The organism is Dactylosporangium sp. NPDC000244 (genome assembly GCF_040300725.1).
In the GTDB taxonomy this organism is placed as follows: domain Bacteria; phylum Actinomycetota; class Actinomycetes; order Mycobacteriales; family Micromonosporaceae; genus Dactylosporangium.
Genome location: NZ_JBEPEH010000063.1, coordinates 21794 through 41665, shown reverse-complemented (window position 1 = coordinate 41665; position 19872 = coordinate 21794). Strand labels below are relative to the sequence as shown.

The 19872-nt window shown below is 72.7% G+C and carries 20 protein-coding genes; 13 read left to right on the top strand and 7 right to left on the bottom strand.

The window, feature by feature from the left end:
• Positions 1–239: 239 nt before the first annotated feature.
• From ABT369_RS53365 to ABT369_RS53325, 9 genes are all read left to right on the top strand, one after another.
• Positions 240–1097 (top strand): oxidoreductase, encoded by an 858-nt coding sequence (locus tag ABT369_RS53365; protein WP_350625624.1) that lies wholly within the window; start codon positions 240–242, stop codon positions 1095–1097.
• Complete coding sequence (locus ABT369_RS53360; protein WP_350625622.1) at positions 1094–1690, top strand: PadR family transcriptional regulator; 597 nt, start codon at positions 1094–1096, stop codon at positions 1688–1690. The genes ABT369_RS53365 and ABT369_RS53360 overlap by 4 nt, the downstream gene beginning before the upstream one ends.
• Before the next feature lie 63 nt (positions 1691–1753).
• A complete protein-coding gene (locus tag ABT369_RS53355; RefSeq protein WP_350625620.1) occupies positions 1754–2962 on the top strand; it encodes an FAD-dependent oxidoreductase in 1209 nt (402 codons plus the stop codon).
• Positions 2963–3074: 112 nt separating this feature from the next.
• Positions 3075–4412: a S8 family serine peptidase gene (locus ABT369_RS53350; RefSeq protein ID WP_350625618.1), complete on the top strand. Its 1338-nt coding sequence runs from the start codon at positions 3075–3077 to the stop codon at positions 4410–4412.
• Positions 4413–4477: 65 nt separating this feature from the next.
• Complete coding sequence (locus tag ABT369_RS53345; protein WP_350625616.1) at positions 4478–4672, top strand: helix-hairpin-helix domain-containing protein; 195 nt, start codon at positions 4478–4480, stop codon at positions 4670–4672.
• Positions 4673–4721: 49 nt separating this feature from the next.
• On the top strand, positions 4722–5915 hold the full coding sequence (locus tag ABT369_RS53340) for an endonuclease/exonuclease/phosphatase family protein (RefSeq protein ID WP_350625614.1): 1194 nt from the start codon (positions 4722–4724) through the stop codon (positions 5913–5915).
• A gap of 243 nt (positions 5916–6158) precedes the next feature.
• Positions 6159–6878, top strand: coding sequence for a hypothetical protein (locus ABT369_RS53335; protein WP_350625612.1), 720 nt, complete (start codon positions 6159–6161; stop codon positions 6876–6878).
• A gap of 28 nt (positions 6879–6906) precedes the next feature.
• On the top strand, positions 6907–7755 hold the full coding sequence (locus ABT369_RS53330; protein ID WP_350625610.1) for an NAD(P)-dependent oxidoreductase: 849 nt from the start codon (positions 6907–6909) through the stop codon (positions 7753–7755).
• On the top strand, positions 7752–8906 hold the full coding sequence (locus ABT369_RS53325) for a serine hydrolase domain-containing protein (RefSeq protein ID WP_350625608.1): 1155 nt from the start codon (positions 7752–7754) through the stop codon (positions 8904–8906). The genes ABT369_RS53330 and ABT369_RS53325 overlap by 4 nt, the downstream gene beginning before the upstream one ends.
• Before the next feature lie 18 nt (positions 8907–8924).
• On the opposite strand, the gene ABT369_RS53320 is transcribed toward ABT369_RS53325, so the two are convergent.
• From ABT369_RS53320 to ABT369_RS53305, 4 genes are all read right to left on the bottom strand, one after another.
• Positions 8925–10937 (bottom strand): RICIN domain-containing protein, encoded by a 2013-nt coding sequence (locus tag ABT369_RS53320; protein WP_350625606.1) that lies wholly within the window; start codon positions 10935–10937, stop codon positions 8925–8927.
• Between the two features lie 68 nt (positions 10938–11005).
• Positions 11006–11902 (bottom strand): hypothetical protein, encoded by an 897-nt coding sequence (locus tag ABT369_RS53315; RefSeq protein WP_350625604.1) that lies wholly within the window; start codon positions 11900–11902, stop codon positions 11006–11008.
• 5 nt (positions 11903–11907) lie between these two features.
• Entirely contained in the window at positions 11908–12231 is a 324-nt protein-coding gene (locus tag ABT369_RS53310) for a YciI family protein (RefSeq protein ID WP_350625602.1), read from the bottom strand.
• A 21-nt stretch (positions 12232–12252) separates the two neighbouring features.
• Positions 12253–13239, bottom strand: coding sequence for a LacI family DNA-binding transcriptional regulator (locus tag ABT369_RS53305; protein ID WP_350625600.1), 987 nt, complete (start codon positions 13237–13239; stop codon positions 12253–12255).
• A gap of 156 nt (positions 13240–13395) precedes the next feature.
• On the opposite strand from ABT369_RS53305, the gene ABT369_RS53300 reads away from it, so the two are divergent.
• Positions 13396–15249: a ricin-type beta-trefoil lectin domain protein gene (locus ABT369_RS53300; protein WP_350625598.1), complete on the top strand. Its 1854-nt coding sequence runs from the start codon at positions 13396–13398 to the stop codon at positions 15247–15249.
• A gap of 68 nt (positions 15250–15317) precedes the next feature.
• On the top strand, positions 15318–15578 hold the full coding sequence (locus ABT369_RS53295; protein WP_350625596.1) for a DUF3303 domain-containing protein: 261 nt from the start codon (positions 15318–15320) through the stop codon (positions 15576–15578).
• Here ABT369_RS53295 and ABT369_RS53290 read toward each other — a convergent pair.
• Positions 15502–16056 carry a hypothetical protein gene (locus ABT369_RS53290; RefSeq protein WP_350625594.1) on the bottom strand — a complete coding sequence of 185 codons (555 nt, stop codon included), beginning with the start codon at positions 16054–16056 and terminating at the stop codon, positions 15502–15504. The two genes, ABT369_RS53295 and ABT369_RS53290, sit on opposite strands and share 77 nt — an antisense overlap.
• A gap of 78 nt (positions 16057–16134) precedes the next feature.
• Between ABT369_RS53290 and ABT369_RS53285 the strand changes: the two genes are divergently transcribed.
• The gene (locus tag ABT369_RS53285) at positions 16135–17454 is read left to right on the top strand and encodes an ATP-dependent 6-phosphofructokinase (protein ID WP_350625592.1); all 1320 of its coding nucleotides are present in this window, start codon (positions 16135–16137) and stop codon (positions 17452–17454) included.
• 4 nt (positions 17455–17458) lie between these two features.
• Here ABT369_RS53285 and ABT369_RS53280 read toward each other — a convergent pair whose 3' ends face one another.
• The gene (locus ABT369_RS53280; protein ID WP_350625590.1) at positions 17459–18505 is read right to left on the bottom strand and encodes a 3-deoxy-7-phosphoheptulonate synthase; all 1047 of its coding nucleotides are present in this window, start codon (positions 18503–18505) and stop codon (positions 17459–17461) included.
• Between the two features lie 272 nt (positions 18506–18777).
• Here ABT369_RS53280 and ABT369_RS53275 point away from each other — a divergent pair, with 272 nt between their 5' ends.
• Positions 18778–19344 (top strand): CBS domain-containing protein, encoded by a 567-nt coding sequence (locus ABT369_RS53275; RefSeq protein ID WP_350625588.1) that lies wholly within the window; start codon positions 18778–18780, stop codon positions 19342–19344.
• Here ABT369_RS53275 and ABT369_RS53270 read toward each other — a convergent pair.
• Positions 19341–19844, bottom strand: coding sequence for a GAF domain-containing protein (locus ABT369_RS53270; RefSeq protein ID WP_350625586.1), 504 nt, complete (start codon positions 19842–19844; stop codon positions 19341–19343). The two genes, ABT369_RS53275 and ABT369_RS53270, sit on opposite strands and share 4 nt — an antisense overlap.
• Positions 19845–19872: the final 28 nt, after the last annotated feature.

The window sequence follows — 19872 nt, the reverse complement described above, 5'->3', positions numbered from 1 at the left end:
TAGGCGCGAAACGTGGTGCTCGTGCGAGTGGTCACAAGGCGGGCGCCGCGGACGAGAGGCGCGAAACGTGGTGCTCGTGCGAGTGGTCACAAGGCGGGCGCCGCGGACGAGAGGCGCGAAACGTGGTGCTCGTGCGAGTGGTCACAAGGCGAGCGCCGCGGACGAGGCGCGCGAAACGTGGTGGTCGTGTGAGTGGCCGGTAGGCGAGCCCCGCGGTGGTCGTGTGGAAGATTAGGAGCGTGAAGACCTTCCCGCTGGGCCGGCGCAACGTCCACCGCGTCGGGTTCGGCGCCATGCAGCTGCCCGGGCGGGGTGCCTTCGGGCCGCCGCGCGATCGGGCCGAGGCGCTCGCGGTCGTGCGCCGGGCCGTGGACCTGGGCGTCGACCATATCGACACCGCGCAGTACTACGGGCCTGATGTGGCCAACGAGATTCTGCGCAGCGCGCTGTACCCGTATCCGGAGCGCCTCGCGCTCGTGAGCAAGGTCGGCGCGAAGCGGGACGACAAGGGCGCCTGGCTGGCCGCGGACCGGCCGGAGGAGCTGCGCGCGGGGGTGCAGGAGAACCTGCGGGCGCTCGGCGTCGAGCGGCTGGCCGCCGTCAACCTGCGGCTGCCCGCCAAGGGTGATCCCAAGGTGCTCGACGAGCAGCTCGACGCCATGATCGCGATGCGCGACGAGGGGCTGATCGAGGGGATCGGCATGAGCAACGTGGACGAGGAGCAGCTGCGGCAGGCGCTCGCGCGGACCGAGATCGTCTGCGTGCAGAACCCTTTCAACCTCGTCGATCAGCAGTCGCGGCCGGTGCTGGATCTGTGTGTCGAGCGCGGGATCGCGTTCGTGCCGTTCTTCCCGCTCGGCGCGGCGTTCGGGCGCGAGCGGGTCCTGGGTCACCCGAAGGTGAAGGCGGTCGCCGAGCGCCTCGACGCCACCCCGGCGCAGGTCGCGCTCGCATGGGTGCTCGCCGTCGCGCCGAACACACTGCTGATCCCGGGCACCGCGTCGCTGGAGCACCTGGAGCAGAACATGGCCGCCGGGCGCCTGCGGCTCGACGAGGACGCGCTGGCGGCGCTGGGCACAGGCGGTACACCCGAATGAAACGAAGGCAGGTCGGGAACCTTCTCGGGCTGGCGGTGCTGAGCTATCTGAGCCGGGCGCCGATGCACCCCTATGAGCTGTCCAAGACGCTGCGCAACCACGGCGACGCGCGCAGCATCAAGTTCAACCACGGCTCGCTGTACATGGTGGTGCAGCAGCTCGCCAAGGCCGGCTTCGTGGCCGAGCAGGAGGTCAACCGCGAGGGTGCGCGGCCGGAGCGGACCGTGTACCAGATCACCGACGCCGGCCGCGCCGAGCTGCGCGACTGGCTGCGTGAGCTGGTGGGGGAGCCGCAGCACGAGTATCCGGCGTTCGTGAGCGCGCTGTCGATGATCGCGGCGCTGAGCCCGAACGAGGTCGTGCCGCTGCTCGGCAACCGGCTGGACGGGCTCGCCGCGCAGCGCGCCGAGGCCAGCCATGAGATCCAGCAGGCCGAGCAGCAGGGAGTGCCCCCGTTGTTTCTGATCGAGGAGGTGTACCGCCTGAGCCTCATCGACGCCGAGGTCGCCTACGTGCACGACCTCCTCGCCAGGATCAAGGAGTGGGGACCGATGTGGGCCGAGGCGCACGGCGAGGAGTTCAAGCCCGAATAGTTGACACTGACTAGTCGGCCATGGATAGTTGGTATCAACTAATCCAGAGGACGGGGGCTGGTCATGGCCGGGATCGGCAGCGCGGTGGTCATCGGGGGCGGGATCGGCGGGCCGGTCGCGGCGATGGCCCTGCGGAAGGTCGGCATCGAGGCGACGGTCTACGAGGCCTACGACGGGCCGGCGACCGGCGTCGGCGGGGCGCTCGCCATCGCGCCCAACGGGCGGCAGGCCCTCGCCGCGATCGGGGCCGACGAGCAGGTCGCCGCGGTGGGGCGGCCGATGCGCTCGATGATCATGCAGAGCTGGACGGGCAAGCGCCTGGCCGAGTTCGCGGCCCCGCGGCGGCTGCCCGAGCAGCTGCTGATCTGGCGCTCCGACCTGTACCGCGCGCTCTACGACGAGGCCGCGCGGCGCGGGATCCGCATCGAGCACGGCAAGCGCCTGGTCTCGCTCGACGGGCCGGTCGCCCGGTTCGCCGACGGCAGCACCGCCGCCGGGGACATCCTCATCGGCGCCGACGGCATCCGCTCCACGGTCCGGCGCGCGATCGATCCGGGCGCTCCCTCCCCGCGGTACGCCGGCCTGCTCGGCTTCGGCGCCAAGTGCTCCGGCGACGGGCTGGAGCCGACCGGCCCGAGGATGCACATGCTCTTCGGCAAGCGGGCGTTCTTCGGGTACCAGATCGAGCCCGACGAGGCCGGCTGGTTCGCGAACCTGCCCCACCCGACGCCGATGACCACCGCGCAGGCCCGCGCGATCGGCCCCGAGGAGTGGCTGCGGCGCATCGCCGCCGCGGCGCGCGACGATCGCGGCCCCGTGCCGGAGCTGGTCCGGCGCACGCGCCCCGACGAGCTCGTCATCACCGGCGCGCTCGAGGACATTCCGAGCGTCCCCGTGTGGCATCGGGATCGTGTCGTACTGGTGGGAGACGCCGCGCACGCCACCTCCCCGAGCTCGGGCCAGGGCGTGTCGCTCGCCATCGAGAGCGCCGTGCAGCTGGCCCGGTGCCTGCGCGACCTGCCCGTCGAGCGCGCCTTCGCCGAGTACGAGCGGATGCGCCGCGAGCGCGTCGAGCGGATCATCAAGATGGCGGCGCGCACCAACGCCGACAAGGCGGCCGGGCCGGTCGCCCGGGTGCTGCGCGACCTGCTCATGCCGATCGCGATGAAGGCGTTCGGCGACCCGGAGAAGTTCGCCTGGCAGTTCGACCACCCGATCGACTTCGACGCTCCCGTGGCGCCGGCCGCGGCGGTCGCCGGCACCGCGCGTTGACGGGTGGTCGGACGATGTCGCGCGGCGGCGGCTGACAGGGGCCGGGTGCGGTTCGGTGAGGATCGGGCCCGCGGCGGTGACGATCGGCTCGGCGGCGCGCAACGTTGGGCGCATGTTACGCAAGACTTGGGCCGGCGCCGCCGCTGTTGCGGCCTTGGTACCCGTCGCGCCCGTCGCCGGGCTGCCCGCCGCGCAGGTGGTCAACGGGCCCGACCTGTCGTTCGAGTCGCAGTCGAACGATCTGCGGTACCTCGACACGTACGGGCACGGGACGCACATGGCCGGCATCATCGTCGGCAACGACACCGCGACCGGGACCGTCGGGCTGGCCCCGAAGGCGAAGCTCACCTCGGTGAAGGTGGGCACGTCCAACGGCGCCGTCGACGTCTCGCAGATGATCGCGGCCATCGACTGGGTGGTGGAGCACCGCAACGACGACCGGGCCAGCCCGATCCGCGTCATCAACCTCTCCTACGGCACCGGGGGCACGCCGAACTACTGGACCGACCCCGTGCAGTACGCGGCCGAGCAGGCGTGGAAGGCCGGCATCGTCGTCGTGGCCGCGGTTGGCAACAGCGGCGGGCAGATGACGGACCCGGCCACCGACCAGTTCGTGCTCAGCGTCGGGTCGGCCGACACCAAGGGCACGGCCTCGGCGGCCGACGACACCATCTCCACGTTCACCAGCCTCACGTCCAACCTGGCCAGCAACCGCCGGGCCGACGTCATGGCGCCCGGGCAGTCGATCGTGTCGCTGCGCGTCGCGGGGTCGAACATCGACACGTCGTACCCGGCCGCGCAGGTCGGCTCGACGCTGTTGCGCGGCAGCGGCACCTCGCAGGCGACGGCGGTCACCAGCGCGGCCGTGGCGCTGCTGCTGCAGGCCCGGCCGTCGCTCACGCCGGATCAGGTGAAGAACCTGCTGATGTACAACGGCAGCGTCCTCACGGCCGGGAACGCGGCGGGGCTCGGGTACCGCGAGATCAACGTGAACAGCGCGCTGGCCGCCGCGACGCCGTCGGCCACGCAACGCTTCACGTGGTCGAGCGGCACCGGCAGCATCGAGGGCGCGCGCGGCGACAGCCACGTCGTGCGCGACAACGTCGCCCTCAGCGGCGAGGCCACGGTCTGGGGGCCGCTCGCGACCACGGCCTGGGCGCCGAAGAGCGCGAGCCTGGACGCGTGGAACGGCGGGCTCTGGATGGGCTACCGGGTGGCCGGCGACGGCTGGACGGGCCGGTCGTGGGCCTCGAAGACCTGGGCCGCGGCGTCCTGGACCGGCTCCCCGTGGGGCGGCGCGTCGACGTGGGCCGACCCGGACTGGTCGGGCACTACTGGTCGGGGCACTACTGGTCGAACGGCACCTGGTCCGGGCACTACTGGTCCAGCGACGACTGGTCCACGGCGTCCTGGAGCTGAGAATCACGCTCTATACCCTGTCAGGGTATAAATCGGATATGTCGGGCGCGGAGCGCCCGACATATCCCGTCCGAGCCCGCACGTACCATCGGTGCCGTGGACGACGAGCTCGACACGCTGCCGAAGATCGGGGCGCCCGCGACCCGCGCGCTGCACAACGCCGGATACACCAGCCTGCGCCGGCTCGACGGAGTGGCGCGGGCCGAGCTCGCGAAGCTGCACGGCATGGGGCCGAAGGCGCTCGGCATCATCGACGAGGCGCTGCGGCGCAACGGGCTCGCGCTGCGCTGAGTCGCCTAGCCGACCTGACGCGGTGTTGCCGGCTGCTACGTTGCGTGACATGCGGCTGGCGACGTTCAATGTCGAGAACCTCTTCGCCCGGGCCAAGGCGATGGACAGCACCGTGCGGGAGGCCGGGCAGCCGGCGCTCGCGGCGTTCGAGGTCTTCAACCGGATCGCGGCGCACGACGAGTACAGCCCGCAGGACAAGACGGAGATGCTCGACGCCCTGGTGACGCTGGGCGTGCTCGTGCAGACCCGCGACGGGCGGCGCCTCAACCCGCGGCAGTTCGACACCGCGTGGGCGCTGCTGCGCGAGAACCGCGGCGACTTCCTCGCCGCGCCCGCCGACCGGGAGCCGCACATCGTGGCGGGCGGCCGCGGCGACTGGACCGGCTGGGTCGAGCTGATCACCGAGCCCGTCGACGAGACCGGGACCCGGATGACCGCCCGGGTCATCGGCGACCTCGCCGCGGACGTGCTCTGTCTCGTCGAGGCCGAGAACCGGCCCGCGCTCGTGCGGTTCAACGACGAGCTGCTGGGGCGGCGGTACGAGCACGCGATGCTCGTCGACGGCAACGACCCGCGCGGCATCGACGTCGGCCTGCTCTGCACCGGCGCGGTCGGCATCGACTGGGTGCGCAGCCACGTCGACGTGCCCGACCCGGCCGTGCCCGGCAAGCGGCTGTTCAGCCGGGACTGCCCGCTGTACAAACTGCGCCTGGACGGCGGCACCGACCTCTATCTGCTGCTCAACCACCTCAAGAGCCAGTCGTTCGCGTCGGGCGACCCGGACCCGCTGCGCACGCGGCAGAGCACCGAGGTCCGCGCCATCTACGATCGGCTGCGCGCGGACGGCGCCGAATACGTCGCGGTGCTCGGCGACTTCAACAAGGGCCCCGACCGCAAGGACCCCAAGCACCACCCGACGCTGGAGCCGCTGCTCGACGCCGGGACGCCGCTGGTCAGCTGCTACGACCTCGACGCGTTCGGCGGGCTGTTCGACCCGCGGGACACCGGCCGCGAGCGGCCCGGCACGTTCCAGTCCTGCACCATCGCCAACCGGCTCGACTACATCCTGCTCTCGCCCGAGCTCGCGGCGAAGGTGACCGGCGGCGGGGTGTTCCGCAAGGGCCTGTGGGGGAGCCCGGAGAACAAGACGCCGCCGAAGCTGTGGGGCGTCTACCCGGAGCTGACGGCCGCCCGGCACGCCGCCAGCGACCACGCCGCCGTCTGGGTCGACCTCGACATTTGAACCATGGCTCAGGTGCCGCCCGCGAGGACCCGGCGCACGTCGGCCAGGAAGCGGTCGATGTCGGTGATGCGGTCCTTGAGCAGGTAGCCGACGCCGGCCTCGCCCTGCTCCAGGATCGTGACCACGTCGCGGGTCTCGATGTACTGCGACAGCAGCAGGATCGCCAGCCCCGGCTGCTCGCGGCGTAGGCGCAGGGCCGCCCGCAGCCCTCGCGGTGAGCCGGGTTCCGCCGCCGGGCGGGCTGTGCAGCAGCAGGCGGCCCCCGCACGCCTCGACCCGGTCGCGCGGTCCCTCCAGGCCGCCGCCGGGGACGAACGCGGCACCTCCGGAGCCCGTGTCGCGCACGAGGACGACGAGGTCGCCGTCCACCGCGGTGAGCCGCAGCTCCATGTCGTCGGAGCCGCCGTGCTTCTCGGCGTTGGTGACCGCCTCGAGCGTGGGGTCGCCGAGGCCGGTGCGCAGCGCGTCGCGCAGGGCGGCCGGCCAGAACAGGTAGCCGGCCAGGGCGGTGGCGTGGTCGAGCCGGCCGCGCAGCCGCCCGACCGGGATGACGAGCGCGCAGTGCAGCACCAGCGGCTGGTACACCATGCCCAGCATCAGGTCGTCGCGGAACTGCCCCGGCAGCGCCACGCGGCCGGCCCCGTCGGCGAGCCAGCACAGGCCGGCGGCGAGCATGAACGGGCCCATCCGCGAGTCGGGCCGTTCGCGCCACATCCGCAGGCCGACCCCGGTGTGCAGCAGCCCGGCGGCGACGAAGCAGGCCAGCTCCCACGGGCCGAACTCGCCCCGGCCCAGCACCGCGACGGCGACCGCCGTGGCCGCCGCCAGGCTCCGCAGGGCCGTGCGCACCCCCGTATCGACGGCACCACCGTCGTGGTGATCGGGGCGGGCCTCAAGACCGTGGACATGCGCCAGACGCTGCGCGCCATCGAGAAGGCGTGCGAGTGCGGTCACGTCACCTGAGCCGTGGCCGCGTGGCACGATCAAGGACATGACACTGGCAGTCCTGGGCACCGGGATCATGGGCGCGGCGGTCGCCCGCAACTGGCTCAAGGCCGGGCGGGAGGTGCGGGTGTGGAACCGCACCCGCGGCAACGCCGAGCCGCTCGCCGCCGACGGCGCGGTCGTGGCCGCCGGCCCGGCCGACGCCGTCGCCGGCGCTGACCCGGTCGTGACGATGCTGTTCGACGCGGCCTCGGTCGCCGAGGTCATGCGGGCCGCGGCGCCGGGGCTGGCCCCGGGCACGCTGTGGCTGCAGCTGAGCACCGTCGGGGCGGCCGGCGCCGCCGAGCTGGCCGGGCTCGCCGCCGAGCTGGGACTCGTCTACGTGGACGCGCCGGTGCTGGGCACCCGCGGGCCGGCCGAGCAGGGCAAGCTCAACGTGCTCGCGTCCGGGCCCGAGGCGGCGCGGGCACGGGTCGAGGAGCTCTGCGCGCCGATCGCGGCCAAGGTGACCTGGCTGGGCGAGGCGGGGCAGGGCAGCCGGGCCAAGCTCGTCGTGAACAGCTGGGTGGTGACCGCGACCGCCGCGCTCGCGCAGAGTGCCGCGCTGGCCGACGCGCTCGGGGTCGACTTCCTGCCGCTGATCGAGGGTGGGGCGCTCGACTGGCCGTACGCGCACCTCAAGGGGCCGCTCATGCGCGAGCGCGACTATCCGGTGGCGTTCCCGGCGGAGGGGGCGGCCAAGGACGCCCGGCTCGTGGGGGAGCTGGCGGCGGCGGTCGGCGTCGACTCGTCGGTCGTGGACGCGGCGCGGGAACTGCTCGAGGAGGCGGTGGCGCGGGGGCGCGGGGAGGACGACATGGCGGCCGTCTACGAAGCCGTCCGCTCGCCTCGGTGACGCTGAGCCGGCGGCGGCTGCTCGGCCTCGGCGCGGCCGCTGCCGTGCTGACCGGGTGCGGCGCGCCGTCCAAGGCCGCGCAGGCCCCGGTCACCCGCGACGAGGTGGGCCTGCGCGCCGTGGCCGGGCGGTATCTCACGGCCACGCCGGAGAATCCGCGGCACCCGCTCTACCCCGGCGCCGTCGTGCTCGCGGCCGTCGGCGGGCGCGTGGCCGCGCACTTCGCGGTCGGGGACGCAGTGCGGTACGCGGCCGACAAGACCGAGCTGCCCGCGGCCGAGCGGGTCGCGGCCCGCACCGACACCGTCTACGACCTGGCGTCGCTGACCAAGACCTTCACCGCCGTGCTCGCCCTGCGCCTGGCCGAGCAGGGGCGGCTCGACCTCGACGCGCCGGCGATGCGCTACCTGCCGTCCTTCGGCGCCAAGCCCGGCATCACGGTCCGGATGCTGTTCACGCACACGTCCGGGCTGTCCAAGGACACGCCGCTGTCCGGCGCCACCCCCGACGAGCGGCTCGCGTACATCCTCGGCCAGCCGCCGGTCGCGCCGCCCGGCAGCGGCTTCCTCTACGCCGACCAGAACTTCATCGCCCTGGGCGCGATCGTCACCGGCCTGCGTGGCGAGCGCCTCGACACCCTCGTGCGCCGGGAGATCGCGGCGCCGCTGGGGATGGCCGACACCGGGTACCTCCCGGCGCCGGCCCTGCTCCCGCGCGTCGCCGCGACCGAGGGCGGCATCCGCGGCACCGTCCACGACCCGTCGGCGGCCGCGCTGGGCGGGGTGGCCGGGCACGCGGGCATCTTCGCCACCGCCGCGGACCTCGCGCTGTTCGGTCGGGCGCTGCTCGACGGCGGCGGGCCGCTGCTCGAGCCGTCCACAGTGGAGCAACTGCGGACCGATGCCAACACCCGCTTCGGCCCGGGGGCCGCGCACGGGCTCGGGTTCGACATCGACCAGAGCTGGTACATGGGGCGGCTGGCCGGTCGCGGCGCCTTCGGCCACACCGGGTTCACGGGCACGTCGATGGTGCTGGACCCGCACCGCCGCGCGCTGCTGGTCCTGCTGACCAACCGCGTCCACCCCGACGCGACCCGGGGCAGCGTGAACCCGGCCCGCAAGGCCGCCGCGAACGTCCTCGCCGACGCCTAGCCAACTCGTGGCCGACGCTCAGCCGACGGTCCAGCGCTGGTTGGCCTGGCCGTTGCAGGCCCACAGCACCAGCTTGGTCCCGTTCGCGGTGCCGTTGTTGTAGGCGTCCAGGCACAGCCCCGACTGCACGCCCCGCACGGTGCCGTCCGTGCCCAGCGTCCACTGCTGGTTCGTCTGGTTGTTGCAGTCCCAGATGTCGACCGTCGTGCCGTTCGCGGTGCCGTTGCCGAACGCGTCGAGGCATTTTCCGCCGTACACCTTCAGCTGCCCGGCCCCGGTGAGCGCCCAGCCCTGGTTGACCTGGTTGTTGCAGTCCCAGAGCTGCACCTTCGCGCCGTTCGTGGTGCTCGCGGCGTCCACGTCGGCGCAGCGGCCGGACTGGGCGCCGGTCACCGGCAGCGGGCCCGCGAGCGCGCGCACCTCCACGGCGTCGAGGTCGGGGGCCCAGGCGCCCGCGTTGGCGAACGTCATCGTGTTCGTTCCGGGCGTCAACGGTACCGTGATGCTGACGCTCCCCGCCGTCGTCCACGAGCCCGTGGGCGGAAACGCGACCACAGTGGACGGCCGCCCGTTCACCTGCACCGTGGCGGTGCGCGTCGCGGTGTCCCCGTTGACGTACGCCACCGTCGCGACCGCCCACCCGCCGTTCGCCGAGGCGATGCCGTTGAACCGCAGGGTGGCGCCGTTGCCGACGTTGCCCACCTTGGTGCCGCCCGAGCAGCCGGCGCACGCCGCGCTCGCGGCCGAGCCGGTGCGGGTGTTGCCGGCCGCCTCGGCCTCGTAGGTGCTCGCGGCCGCCTCGGTGCCGGTGACGGTCAGGAACACCGAGTCGTTCGCGGGGACCGACGTGCTGTAGGAGGTGGCGGCGCCGGTGCTCTGGCCCGTCCAGGCGTTGCGGACCGTGGCGGTCGCGGCGGTCAGGCCCAGGTCGGCCCAGCGGACCGTCATCGTCGCGGCCGAGCCGGTGCGGTTGAGCAGCACGACCGCGCGGCGGCCGGTGCCGGAGAGCATTTTGCCGAAGACCTGCCGCCCGCTGGAATCCTCGGCGACCTTCACGCCCTGCAGGCCCCGCGGGTCCTGGTCGGCCGCGACCACGTCGGCGTTCTTCAGCGCCGCGACCGTGGTCGCGTCCAGTGTGCTCAGATCGGCGCCGAGCAGCAGCGGCGCGCCCGAGATCGCCCACAGGTTCAGGTGCGTGCGGTTCTGGGCGGCGCCGAGGCCGGGCATGCCCGCGATCATCATGTCGGGGTCGTTGACGAAGCCGGTGTGCTGGGCCGCGGGGTGCAGGCCGCGGTCGAAGTTCGTGAGCACCATCGACTGGTTCGCGGTCTGGCCCCAGTAGATGATGTCGGTGCTGGTGCGCCACATCGGGGCGAGGCCGGGCGCCCAGTCCCATGGGCCCTGCACGCCCCAGTCGCACACGGACAGCAGCAGCCGGCGGCCGGTCGCGGCGGTGGCCTGGGCGACGGCGGCGCTGATCGAGCGGTACGCGGCCTGCGGGTCGAGCCCCTCCGCGCTGCCGCCGCACCAGTCCACCTTCACGAAGTCGAAGCCCCAGCGCGCGAACTGCAGCATGTCCTGCGCGTAGTGGCCCTCGCTGCCGGAGCCGGGCGCGGCGGGGCGCCCGGTCGGGTAGTAGTAGCCGCAGCCGTCGCGGCCGGCGTCGGTGTAGATCCCGGCCTTGAGCCCCTTGGCGTGGATGTAGTCGGCGATCGCGGCCATGCCGCCGGGCCACTCGTTCGTGTCGACGGTGATGTTGCCGGCCGCGTCGCGGGTGCCCTGCCACCAGCCCTCGTCGATGTTGACGTACGTGTATCCGGCGCCCGCCAGCCCCGAGCTGACCATCGCGTCGGCCTGGCGCTTGATGACGGCGGCGTTGATGTTGGCCGCGAAGCTGTTCCACGAGGCCCAGCCCATCGCCGGCGCGGGAACGCTCACTTGCGTGGCGGCGACGAGTTCGGGCGGTGTGACGTTGGTCAATCCAAGCGCCGTGAGCAGGACGGCAAGGGTCAACACGTACAGGCGGGTCATGGCGGCTCCCTCTACTGTGTGAGCGCTAACATAGCGGTCGATATCGAGGTCGGTCAACGCCGTGCGGGTCAGTCCTCGGCGAGCGGGTCCCAGTCGGTCGCGTAGCGCAGCAGGGAGGCGGCCAGGTCCGGGTGGGCCGCGGCCCAGGTGGTGTCGAAGAGGTACCACTGCTGGAACCCGAAGGTGTCGTCGCAGTGCATGGCCAGCTGGGCCAGGTGCTCGCCGGCCTCGAGCACGCTCAGCCGCGGGTCGCGCCCCGACGTGAGCTCGTCGGTGTCGGGGGCGAGGATGGACGGCGCGTTGAGGTTGAAGCCGGGCCAGCGGTTGCAGCGCTCGAGGGCGGGGCCGACCGTCGTGTCGCCCGGCCCGGTCAGGGCCCGCAGGACCTGTAGCTCCGGCGGCCAGGTGTCCTCGTCCGGCTCGGTGGCGCGCAGGTGGGCCGGCAGCTCGGGCAGGGTGATGCCGGGGAAGACGAACGGGGGCGGGGTGTCGAGGCTGAGGCCGTCGTAGTACGTCAGGAAGACGGCGAACGTCGTCGGCTCGCCCTCGGTGTCCGTGAACGTCATCGGCAGCGGGCCGTCGTGGACCACGTACGCGACCCGGTCGGCGGGGGCCGAGTCGTCCAGGAAGAAGTACGCGAGCTCGACCTCGTCGTCGTTGGTCCGCGCGCGCAGGCTGTGCTCGTCCAGCCGGATGCAGTCCTCGGCCGGGCCCTCGACGTAGAGGTGCTCGTGCAGCTGCCGGCGCAGCTCGTCGACCGTCTCGGGCCGGGGCAGGTTGTGCTCGTGCGCCGCGCGGAAGATCGAGGCCAGGCCGTACACGTAACCCCCGAGCTCGGCGTCGGGCCACGTCTGCGGGTCCTCGTGCCAGCCGCGGCGGAACCAGTCGAGCACGCTCGCGTCGGGCAGCCGGCGGATGCGTTTGCTCCACGGCCCCTCGTAGTGCGACCGGTAGACGAACAGCACCCGGCTCAGTCCTCGCCCACGGCCGGGGTCATGACGACCGTCCACGTGCGCACGGTGACCGCGAGCAGCCCCGAGCGCACGGCCTCGTCGTCCTGCTCGGCCAGGCGCACCGCGTCCTCCAGGCTCGGCGCCGCCAGCACGGTCATGGCCTCGTCCACCGAGCCGTCCGTGTCGTCGAAGGGGCCCGCGGCCACTAACGTCCCGTCCTCCGCGCGCCGGCCGAGAAACGCCAGGTGCTCCCGGAAGCCCGGCTGGTCGGTGACCCGGACGGCCGGGTCGGCGGCCGGGCCGGGGCGGTGCTGCAGGACGAACCAGATGCGCGGCGTCATGCCCACCAGGATCGCACTTCGTCAGCCGAGAGGTGGCAGGGCGGTCGATGAACGCACGACGAGTTCCGTGGCCAGCTCCACGTGCAGGGCGTCGAGCTCGTGCTGCTCCAGCAGCCGGACCAGCAGCGACACCGCCATGCGGCCCATCTCCGGCAGCGGCTGGCGCACCGTGGTCAGGCCGGTGGCCTGGGCCAGGTCGAGGTCATCGAAGCCGGTGATGGAGAGATCCTGCGGCACCCGCAGCCCGCGCTCGGCCGCGGCCCGCAGCGCGCCGACGGCGGCCTTGTCGTTGAAGCAGACCAGCGCGGTCGGGCGCTCGGGCTGGTCGAGCAGCTCGCCGGCGGCGCGGTGGCCGCGCTCGGTGGTCGGCTCGACGCTGCGCAGCAGCTCCCCGGACGGCAGCACGCCGACGTCGGCCAGGGCCGCGTTGTGCCCGGCGAGCCGCGCGTCGCTGGCCAGCCACTCGGTCGGGCCGCCGATGACGCCGATGCGCCGGTGCCCGAGCTCGACCAGGTGGCCGGTGAGGCGGCGGGCGCCGGCGAAGTGCGCGGCCGAGACCGAGACGATGTCGCGGGGCAGCGTCGTGCGCGGGTCGACGACCACGAACGGCATCCGGCGCCGTTGCAGCTCGACGAGGTCGTCGCCGGGCTCCGGGGGCAGGATCACGATCACGCCGGTGACGCCCTCGCGGCCGTCGAGGTCGGCCAGCAGCGGGGTGCGCTGGGCCGCCTCGCCCGCGGTGAGCACGAGCTGGCGGCCGTGCAGGGCCAGCGTCTCGGCGATCGAGGAGACGATCAGGCCGAAGTAGTCGGTGAGCACGTAGGGGCAGCGCACGAAGACCGTCCCGCCCTTGGGCTTGCCGCTCACCCCGATGCGGGCCCGCAGCCGCTCGGCCGCCTCGTGCACCAGCGCCCGGGTCGCGGGCGTGACCGCGTGGTGGTCGTTGAGCGCGCGCGAGACGGTCGCGATCGACATCCCGGTCTCGGCCGCGATGTCGCGCACAGTCACCCGTCTATGGCCCGCCATTGTCGTCTCTTTCTCTTAGGAGTCTTGACAGTCAATCCTCGCAGCGGTTTGCTGATGCCCAGCGATGTTACAGGACGTTTCATTCCGTTACATCGCCGTCGGCGTCCGCACCGCCTTCACCCTGGCCTAGGAGGCCACATGAGACTTCGCTACGGGATCGCCGCGCTCGCGGCGGCCGCCCTTGGCGCGGTTGGTTTCATCGCCGCGCCGCACGCGCTCGCGGCCGGCGAGTCCGTGAACGTCTGGCTCACCACGACCAGCGACGCCGGCGGCCGCACCGTCACCCGGGGCCTGGCCCAGCAGGCCGCCGTCGGGTTCAGCGCCGGCACCGGCGGCAGCGGGCAGAACATCACCGTCAACGACGCCACCCGCTACCAGACCTTCACCGGCGGCGGGGCCTCGTTCACCGACACCGCGGCCTGGCTCATGAACAGCTCCGGCGCCCTGTCCGCGAGCACCCGCGCCGCCGTGATGCAGAAGCTCTTCGACCCGGTCAACGGCATCGGCCTGAGCTTCCTGCGCAACCCCATGGGCGCCTCGGACCTGGCCCGGACCGGGTACTCCTACGACGACCGCCCCGCCGGCCAGACCGACCCGAGCCTGGCGAACTTCAGCATCGCCCACGACCTCGCCGACGTGCTCCCGCTGACCAAGCAGGCCCAGCAGCTCAACCCGAAGCTGACCACGATGGCGAGCCCGTGGACGGCACCGGGCTGGATGAAGGACAGCGGCAGCCTCAACGGCGGCTGGCTGCAGTCCCAGTACTACGCGGCCTACGCCCAGTACTTCGTGAAGTACGTCCAGGCCTACCAGGCGCAGGGCGTGAAGGTCGACTTCGTGACCCCGCAGAACGAGCCCACCTGCTGCGCCGGATACCCGTCGATGAGCTGGAACGCCAACGGCCTCGACTACTTCGTCGGCTCGAACCTGCTGCCGGCCTTCCACGCGGCGGGCCTGTCCACGAAGGTGCTCGTGCACGACTGGAACTGGGACGTGTACGACTCCTACGCGGCCCAGTCCGTCAACGACGCCGCGATCCGCAACGACTCCCTCTTCGGCGGCATCGCCTGGCACGGCTACGGCGGCGACGTCACCAAGCAGACGTCGGTGCACAACCAGTACCCGAACCTCGACGCGTACAGCACCGAGCACTCCGGCGGCACCTGGATCGCCAACCAGCAGCAGGAGGACATGCTCAACCTGATCGACTACGGCCGGAACTGGTCCAAGAGCTTCACCAAGTGGAGCCTGGCCGTGGACCAGAACATGGGCCCGCACTACGGCGGCTGCGGGACCTGCACCGGCCTGATCACCGTCCACAACGGAGATTCGCGCTCCGGCCAGGTCGACTACACCATCGAGTACTACACGATGGGCCACCTGACCAAGTTCGTGCAGCCCGGCGCCTGGCGCGTGGACTCCACGGCGAACGCGAGCGTGCCGAACATCGCGTACCTCAACACCGACGGCACCCGCGCGCTCATCGCGTACAACAACACCGGCAGCACCCAGGCGGTGACCGTCAACTGGAACGGCCAGCACTTCACGTACAGCCTGCCGACGAAGACCTCGGCGACGTTCACGTGGAAGGCCGGGACCACGACCACGCCGTCGCGGACCGGGCCGATCACCGGCCTCGGCGGCAAGTGCGTCGACGTCGCCGGGGCCAGTTCCGCGAACGGGGCGGCGGTGCAGCTCTACACCTGCAACGGCACCGGCGCGCAGCAGTGGACGGTCGGCACCGACGGCACCATCCGCGCGCTGGGCAAGTGCCTCGACGTGACCTCGGCCAGCTCCGCGGACGGGGCGAAGATCCAGCTGTACGACTGCAACGGCTCGGCCGCGCAGAGCTGGACGGCGAACGCGGACGGGACCCTGCGGGCGCTGGGCAAGTGCCTCGACGTCACCGACAACTCGACGGCCGACGGCGCGCGGCTGCAGATCTGGACCTGTTTCGCGGGCGCGAACCAGCGCTGGACGCTGCCCGCCTAGAAAACGCCCGGGTCCCGGACGGCGCCGGTGGGGTGGTCGTCCGGGACCCGGTCGCTATGGTCGCAACCATGCTGTTCATGGTGATCGAGACCTTCCGCGGCGGGCAGCCCCGGCCGGTGTACGAGCGGGCCCGCGCCCAGGGCCGGCAGCTGCCCGACAGGCTGCGCTACGTCGACAGCTGGGTCGCCGCCGACTTCGGCCGCTGCTACCAGCTCATGGAGTGCGACGACCTGACCCTGCTCATGGCGTGGGTCACGCGCTGGAACGACCTCGTCGACTTCGAGATCGTCCCGGTCGTTCCGTCTTCGCAGGCGTCGCCGCTGCTGTGATCCGGCACCAGGCCGGCCACCGCAGCTCGAGCTCCTCGCCGACCCGCAGCTTCGACCACGCCGCGTCCGCCCGGCGCAGGGCGGCCACGGCGGTGTCCAGCTGCTCGGTGGTGAGCGGCATGAAGGGTTCGCGCGCCGCGAGGCCGCCGTGCGCGGCCCGCTCGCACAGCCCGCCGATGAGCTCGGCCCGCTGCAGCAGCTCGCGGTGCTCGCGGATCAGGTCCTTCGAGCGCTCGGCGGCGTGCGGCGGCCGGCGGCCCGACTCGTGGTGCATGCTGCGGAAGACGACCCCGCCGGCGATGGCGCCCCAGATGCCGTCGGCGATGCCGAGCGCGTCCTCGACCGTGAAGTGCACCAGGTCGTGCGGCGTCTCGGCGCTCGCCGGGCCCGAGTCGAGCTTGTAGACGACGCCGTCGTCGCGGGCCACCACCACGTGCGCCCGCTGGTGGTCGGGAAACCGGATGAACGTGACCCGCATCCCTTCAGCTTGGGGTCGTACGGCCATCGCCTCAACCGATTAACCCGGGTGAAACGCCCCGGGCGGAGCATGGTGGGCATGGTCGACGAACGCGCGCAGCTCGAGGTCGCCCGGCTCGGCGAGGGCCGGATCGACTCGCCGCTCTCGGCGCTGCTGCGCCGGCAGGGCACCACGCGGCACTACGTGGACGAGGCGGACCGGGTGCTGCTGGACGACACCGTCGCGCTCGTCGCCGCCCGCGGGGTGCCGGTGGCCGAGCTGCCCGGGTTCGAGCCCGGCGGCCCGCGCTCGAAGATCTACTTCGACCCGTCCAAGACGCGGGTCGGCATCGTCACCTGCGGCGGCCTGTGCCCGGGGCTCAACGACGTCATCCGGGCGCTGGTGCTGGAGCTCACCAACCACTACGGGGTGCGCCGGATCGTGGGCTTCCGCAACGGGTACCAGGGGATGACCGCGCGTTACGGCAGGCCGGTCGTGGATCTGAGCCCCGACGTGGTCGCGGGCATCAACGAGTACGGCGGCACCATCCTCGGCACGTCGCGCGGCAACCAGGACCCGGACGAGATCGTGGACTGCCTGGAGCAGCTCAGCATCAACGTGCTGTTCGTGATCGGCGGCGACGGCTCGATGCGCGGCGCGCTGCGCATCGCCGAGACGGTCGCGGAGCGGGGCCTGCGCGTCGCCGTCGTCGGGGTGCCCAAGACCATCGACAACGACATCCCCTACATCGAGCGCTCCTTCGGCTTCCAGACCGCGTTCGGCAAGGCGACGGAGGCGATCCGCGCCGCGCACGTCGAGGCGACCGCGTTCCCCAACGGCATCGGGCTGGTGCAGCTCATGGGCCGGCACTCGGGGTTCATCGCCTGCTACGCGGCCCTCGCCAACAACGACGCCGACTACGTGCTCATCCCCGAGGTGCCGTTCGCGCTCGACGGGCCGGGCGGCTTCCTCGAGCACCTGCGCCGCCGCGTCGTGGACCGCGGGCACGCGATGGTGGTCGTGGCCGAGGGGGCGGGGCAGGAGTACCTGTCCGCGAAGGGGCAGGACGCCTCGGGCAACGTGCGGCTGGAGGACTTCGGGCGGTATCTGCGCGGGCGCATCGCCGAGCACTTCGCCGCCGCCGGGGTCGAGGCCAACCTCAAGTACATCGACCCGAGCTACACCATCCGCAGCGTGCCGGCCGATCCGTACGACAGCGTGTACTGCATCCGCCTGGCCCACGCCGCCGTGCACGCGGCGATGGCCGGGCGCACCGAGATGGTGGTCGGCCGCTGGCGGGGCCGGTTCGTCCACGTGCCGATCGCCCTGGCCATCAGCTCGCGCAACCTCGTCGACCCCGGCGGCGACCTGTGGCTGTCCGTGCTCGAGGCGACCGGACAGCCACCGGTCTTCGCCTGAGCGCTCAGCCGGCCCGGCGGCCGCGGACGGCGGCGGCCAGCTCGTCCAGCAGCGCCTCCGTCGTGTCCCAGGACATGCACGCGTCCGTGACGCTCTGGCCGTACGTCAGCTCGCCCCCGAGGTCCTGCCGCCCGGCGACGAGGAAGCTCTCGAGCATCACCCCGGCGATCCCGTCCTGGCCGGCCGCCACCTGCTCGGCGACCTCCCGGGTCACCGTCGCCTGCCGCACGTGGTCCTTGCCGCTGTTGCCGTGGCTCGCGTCCACCACGAGCCGGCGCGGCATCTGCGCCTTCTCCAGGCGGGCGAGCGCGTCGGCGACGTCGCCCGGCCCGTAGTTCGGGCCGGTCCGCGCGCCCCGCAGGATGATGTGGCAGTCGGGGTTGCCGGTGGTGGACACGACCGCGGCCCGCCCGTCCTCGTCCACGCCGAAGAACACGTGCCGGCTCGCGGCGGTCCGGCACCCGTCGATCGCCACCTGCACGTCGCCGTCGGTGCCGTTCTTGAAGCCCACCGGCATCGACAGGCCCGACGCGAGCTGGCGGTGCACCTGGCTCTCCGGCGTCCGGGCGCCGATCGCGCCCCACGAGACGGCGTCGGCGATGTACTGCGGGCTGGTCGGCTCCAGGAACTCGCACCCGACCGGCAGGCCGAGGCCGAGCACGTCGAGCAGGAGCTCCCGGGCCAGGCGCAGGCCGCGGGGCACGTCGAAGGTCTCGTCCAGCCCGGGGTCGTTGATGAGGCCCTTCCAGCCGACGGTGGTGCGGGGCTTCTCGAAGTACACCCGCATGACCACGGCGAGATCGGCGGACAGGCGCTCGGCGGCGGCGGCCAGGCGCCGCGCGTAGTCCACCGCCGCCACGGGATCGTGCACCGAGCAGGGCCCGACGACCACGAGGAGCCGGTCGTCGGCGCCGGTCACGATGCGGTGCACGGCATCGCGGCCGCGCTGCACGACCGCGGCCCGCTCGTCGTCCATCGGCAACTCGGCGGTGAGCTCCCGCGGCGAGAACAGCGGGCGGTAGCCGGTGACGCGGAGGTTGCTGGTTTCCATGCCCGTCTCGGTTCCTTCCAAGGAGGCGGGCCCCGGTGACACCAGCGCCCGCCGTCTGACACGACGAAGGGCAGAGACGACGACGTCTCTGCCCCTGCTGGCTCCGGGTGAACTAGGTCAGCGCGAACAGCCGCCGGCTCCACCCGGAGCCACGGTAAACGCGCGATAACCCAGCATCACGCGGCCACTGTACCGCACGGACGGGTCCTTCGGCCCTGCCGCCCCGCTCCGGCCCTCGCCTACGGTCGGGGCAGATGCGAAGGAGGACCGCCATGAGTCGGTGGAATGTCGCGGATGTCATGACATTCGGGGCGGTGTCGGTGACGGAGGACACCCCGTTCAAGGAGATCGTGGATCTGCTCGAGGCGCACGGCGTGAACGCGGTCCCGGTCGTCGACGGCGCCGACCGCGTGATCGGCGTGGTGTCCTCGGCCGATCTGCTGCCCAAGATCGAGCGCGCGGGCGCCAAGATGCACGCGACCGCGGCCGGCGAGCTCATGACCGCCCCGGCGATCACGGTCTCCGGCACCGCCGCGCTGCCCGGGGCCGCCCGGGTCATGGACGCGGCCGGGCTCAAGCGCCTCCCCGTGGTCGACGCGACCGGCCGGCTGCTCGGCATGGTGACCCGCCGCGATCTGCTCAAGGTCTTCCTGCGCAGCGACGAGGAGATCCGCCGCGAGGTCGCCGGGCTCTGCGCGCGCACCGGCGTGCGGGTCGAGGTCGCCGACGGCGTCGTGACCCTGCTCGGCGAGGTCGGGCGCGAGGCCGCGATCCCGTCCTTCGTCCGCCGGGTCGAGCGGGTCGACGGCGTGGTCGACGTCGTCAGCCTGCTGGGCTAGCCGACCAGGACCTGGTCCAGCTCGTGCCTGATCCGGCCGGCGGCCGCCTCCAGCACCGCGATCGTGCCCTCGTCGTACTGCCCGCCCAGCGGGTGCAGCGCGCAGTGGGTGCCGATGGTGTGCCCGTCATCGGTCGCGATCGGCACCCCCGCGTAGGAGCGGATGCCGGCCGCCGCGAGCGGGCCGCCGTCGACGTCCCCGCGGGTGTCCAGGGTCACGTCGTCGATCACCTGCGGCCGGCCCTCGGTCACCACCCGGCTGCAGAAGGACCACTCGGCCGGGGCCCCGCCGACCGCGGCGGTCATGGTGTGCTCCGCGCCGTGCGAGGCCATGGTCAGCACCGCCCGGTCGAGCAGGATGTTCACGGCGGTGAGGGAGCCGTGCAGGCGCTGCGCCGTCTCCGCCGTGATGACCCCGAGGGCGTGGCGCAGCTCGGGGTCGCCGAGGTCGTACCGCGTGATCGCACGCAGCCGCTCGAGGTCGCTGAGGTCTTCGGTCACTGGACGCTCCGGATGGTCTCGCTGTGGT

What these genes read in the sequence shown, in the direction of transcription:
- ABT369_RS53360 (WP_350625622.1), top strand. Translation starts at nt 1,094, where the DNA reads ATGAAACGAAGGCAGGTCGGGAACCTTCTCGGGCTGGCGGTGCTGAGC.
- ABT369_RS53355 (WP_350625620.1), top strand. Translation starts at nt 1,754, where the DNA reads ATGGCCGGGATCGGCAGCGCGGTGGTCATCGGGGGCGGGATCGGCGGG.
- ABT369_RS53350 (WP_350625618.1), top strand. Translation starts at nt 3,075, where the DNA reads ATGTTACGCAAGACTTGGGCCGGCGCCGCCGCTGTTGCGGCCTTGGTA.
- ABT369_RS53340 (WP_350625614.1), top strand. Translation starts at nt 4,722, where the DNA reads ATGCGGCTGGCGACGTTCAATGTCGAGAACCTCTTCGCCCGGGCCAAG.
- ABT369_RS53330 (WP_350625610.1), top strand. Translation starts at nt 6,907, where the DNA reads ATGACACTGGCAGTCCTGGGCACCGGGATCATGGGCGCGGCGGTCGCC.
- ABT369_RS53320 (WP_350625606.1), bottom strand. Translation starts at nt 10,937, where the DNA reads ATGACCCGCCTGTACGTGTTGACCCTTGCCGTCCTGCTCACGGCGCTT.
- ABT369_RS53310 (WP_350625602.1), bottom strand. Translation starts at nt 12,231, where the DNA reads ATGACGCCGCGCATCTGGTTCGTCCTGCAGCACCGCCCCGGCCCGGCC.
- ABT369_RS53300 (WP_350625598.1), top strand. Translation starts at nt 13,396, where the DNA reads ATGAGACTTCGCTACGGGATCGCCGCGCTCGCGGCGGCCGCCCTTGGC.
- ABT369_RS53295 (WP_350625596.1), top strand. Translation starts at nt 15,318, where the DNA reads ATGCTGTTCATGGTGATCGAGACCTTCCGCGGCGGGCAGCCCCGGCCG.
- ABT369_RS53290 (WP_350625594.1), bottom strand. Translation starts at nt 16,056, where the DNA reads ATGCGGGTCACGTTCATCCGGTTTCCCGACCACCAGCGGGCGCACGTG.
- ABT369_RS53285 (WP_350625592.1), top strand. Translation starts at nt 16,135, where the DNA reads ATGGTCGACGAACGCGCGCAGCTCGAGGTCGCCCGGCTCGGCGAGGGC.
- ABT369_RS53280 (WP_350625590.1), bottom strand. Translation starts at nt 18,505, where the DNA reads ATGGAAACCAGCAACCTCCGCGTCACCGGCTACCGCCCGCTGTTCTCG.
- ABT369_RS53275 (WP_350625588.1), top strand. Translation starts at nt 18,778, where the DNA reads ATGAGTCGGTGGAATGTCGCGGATGTCATGACATTCGGGGCGGTGTCG.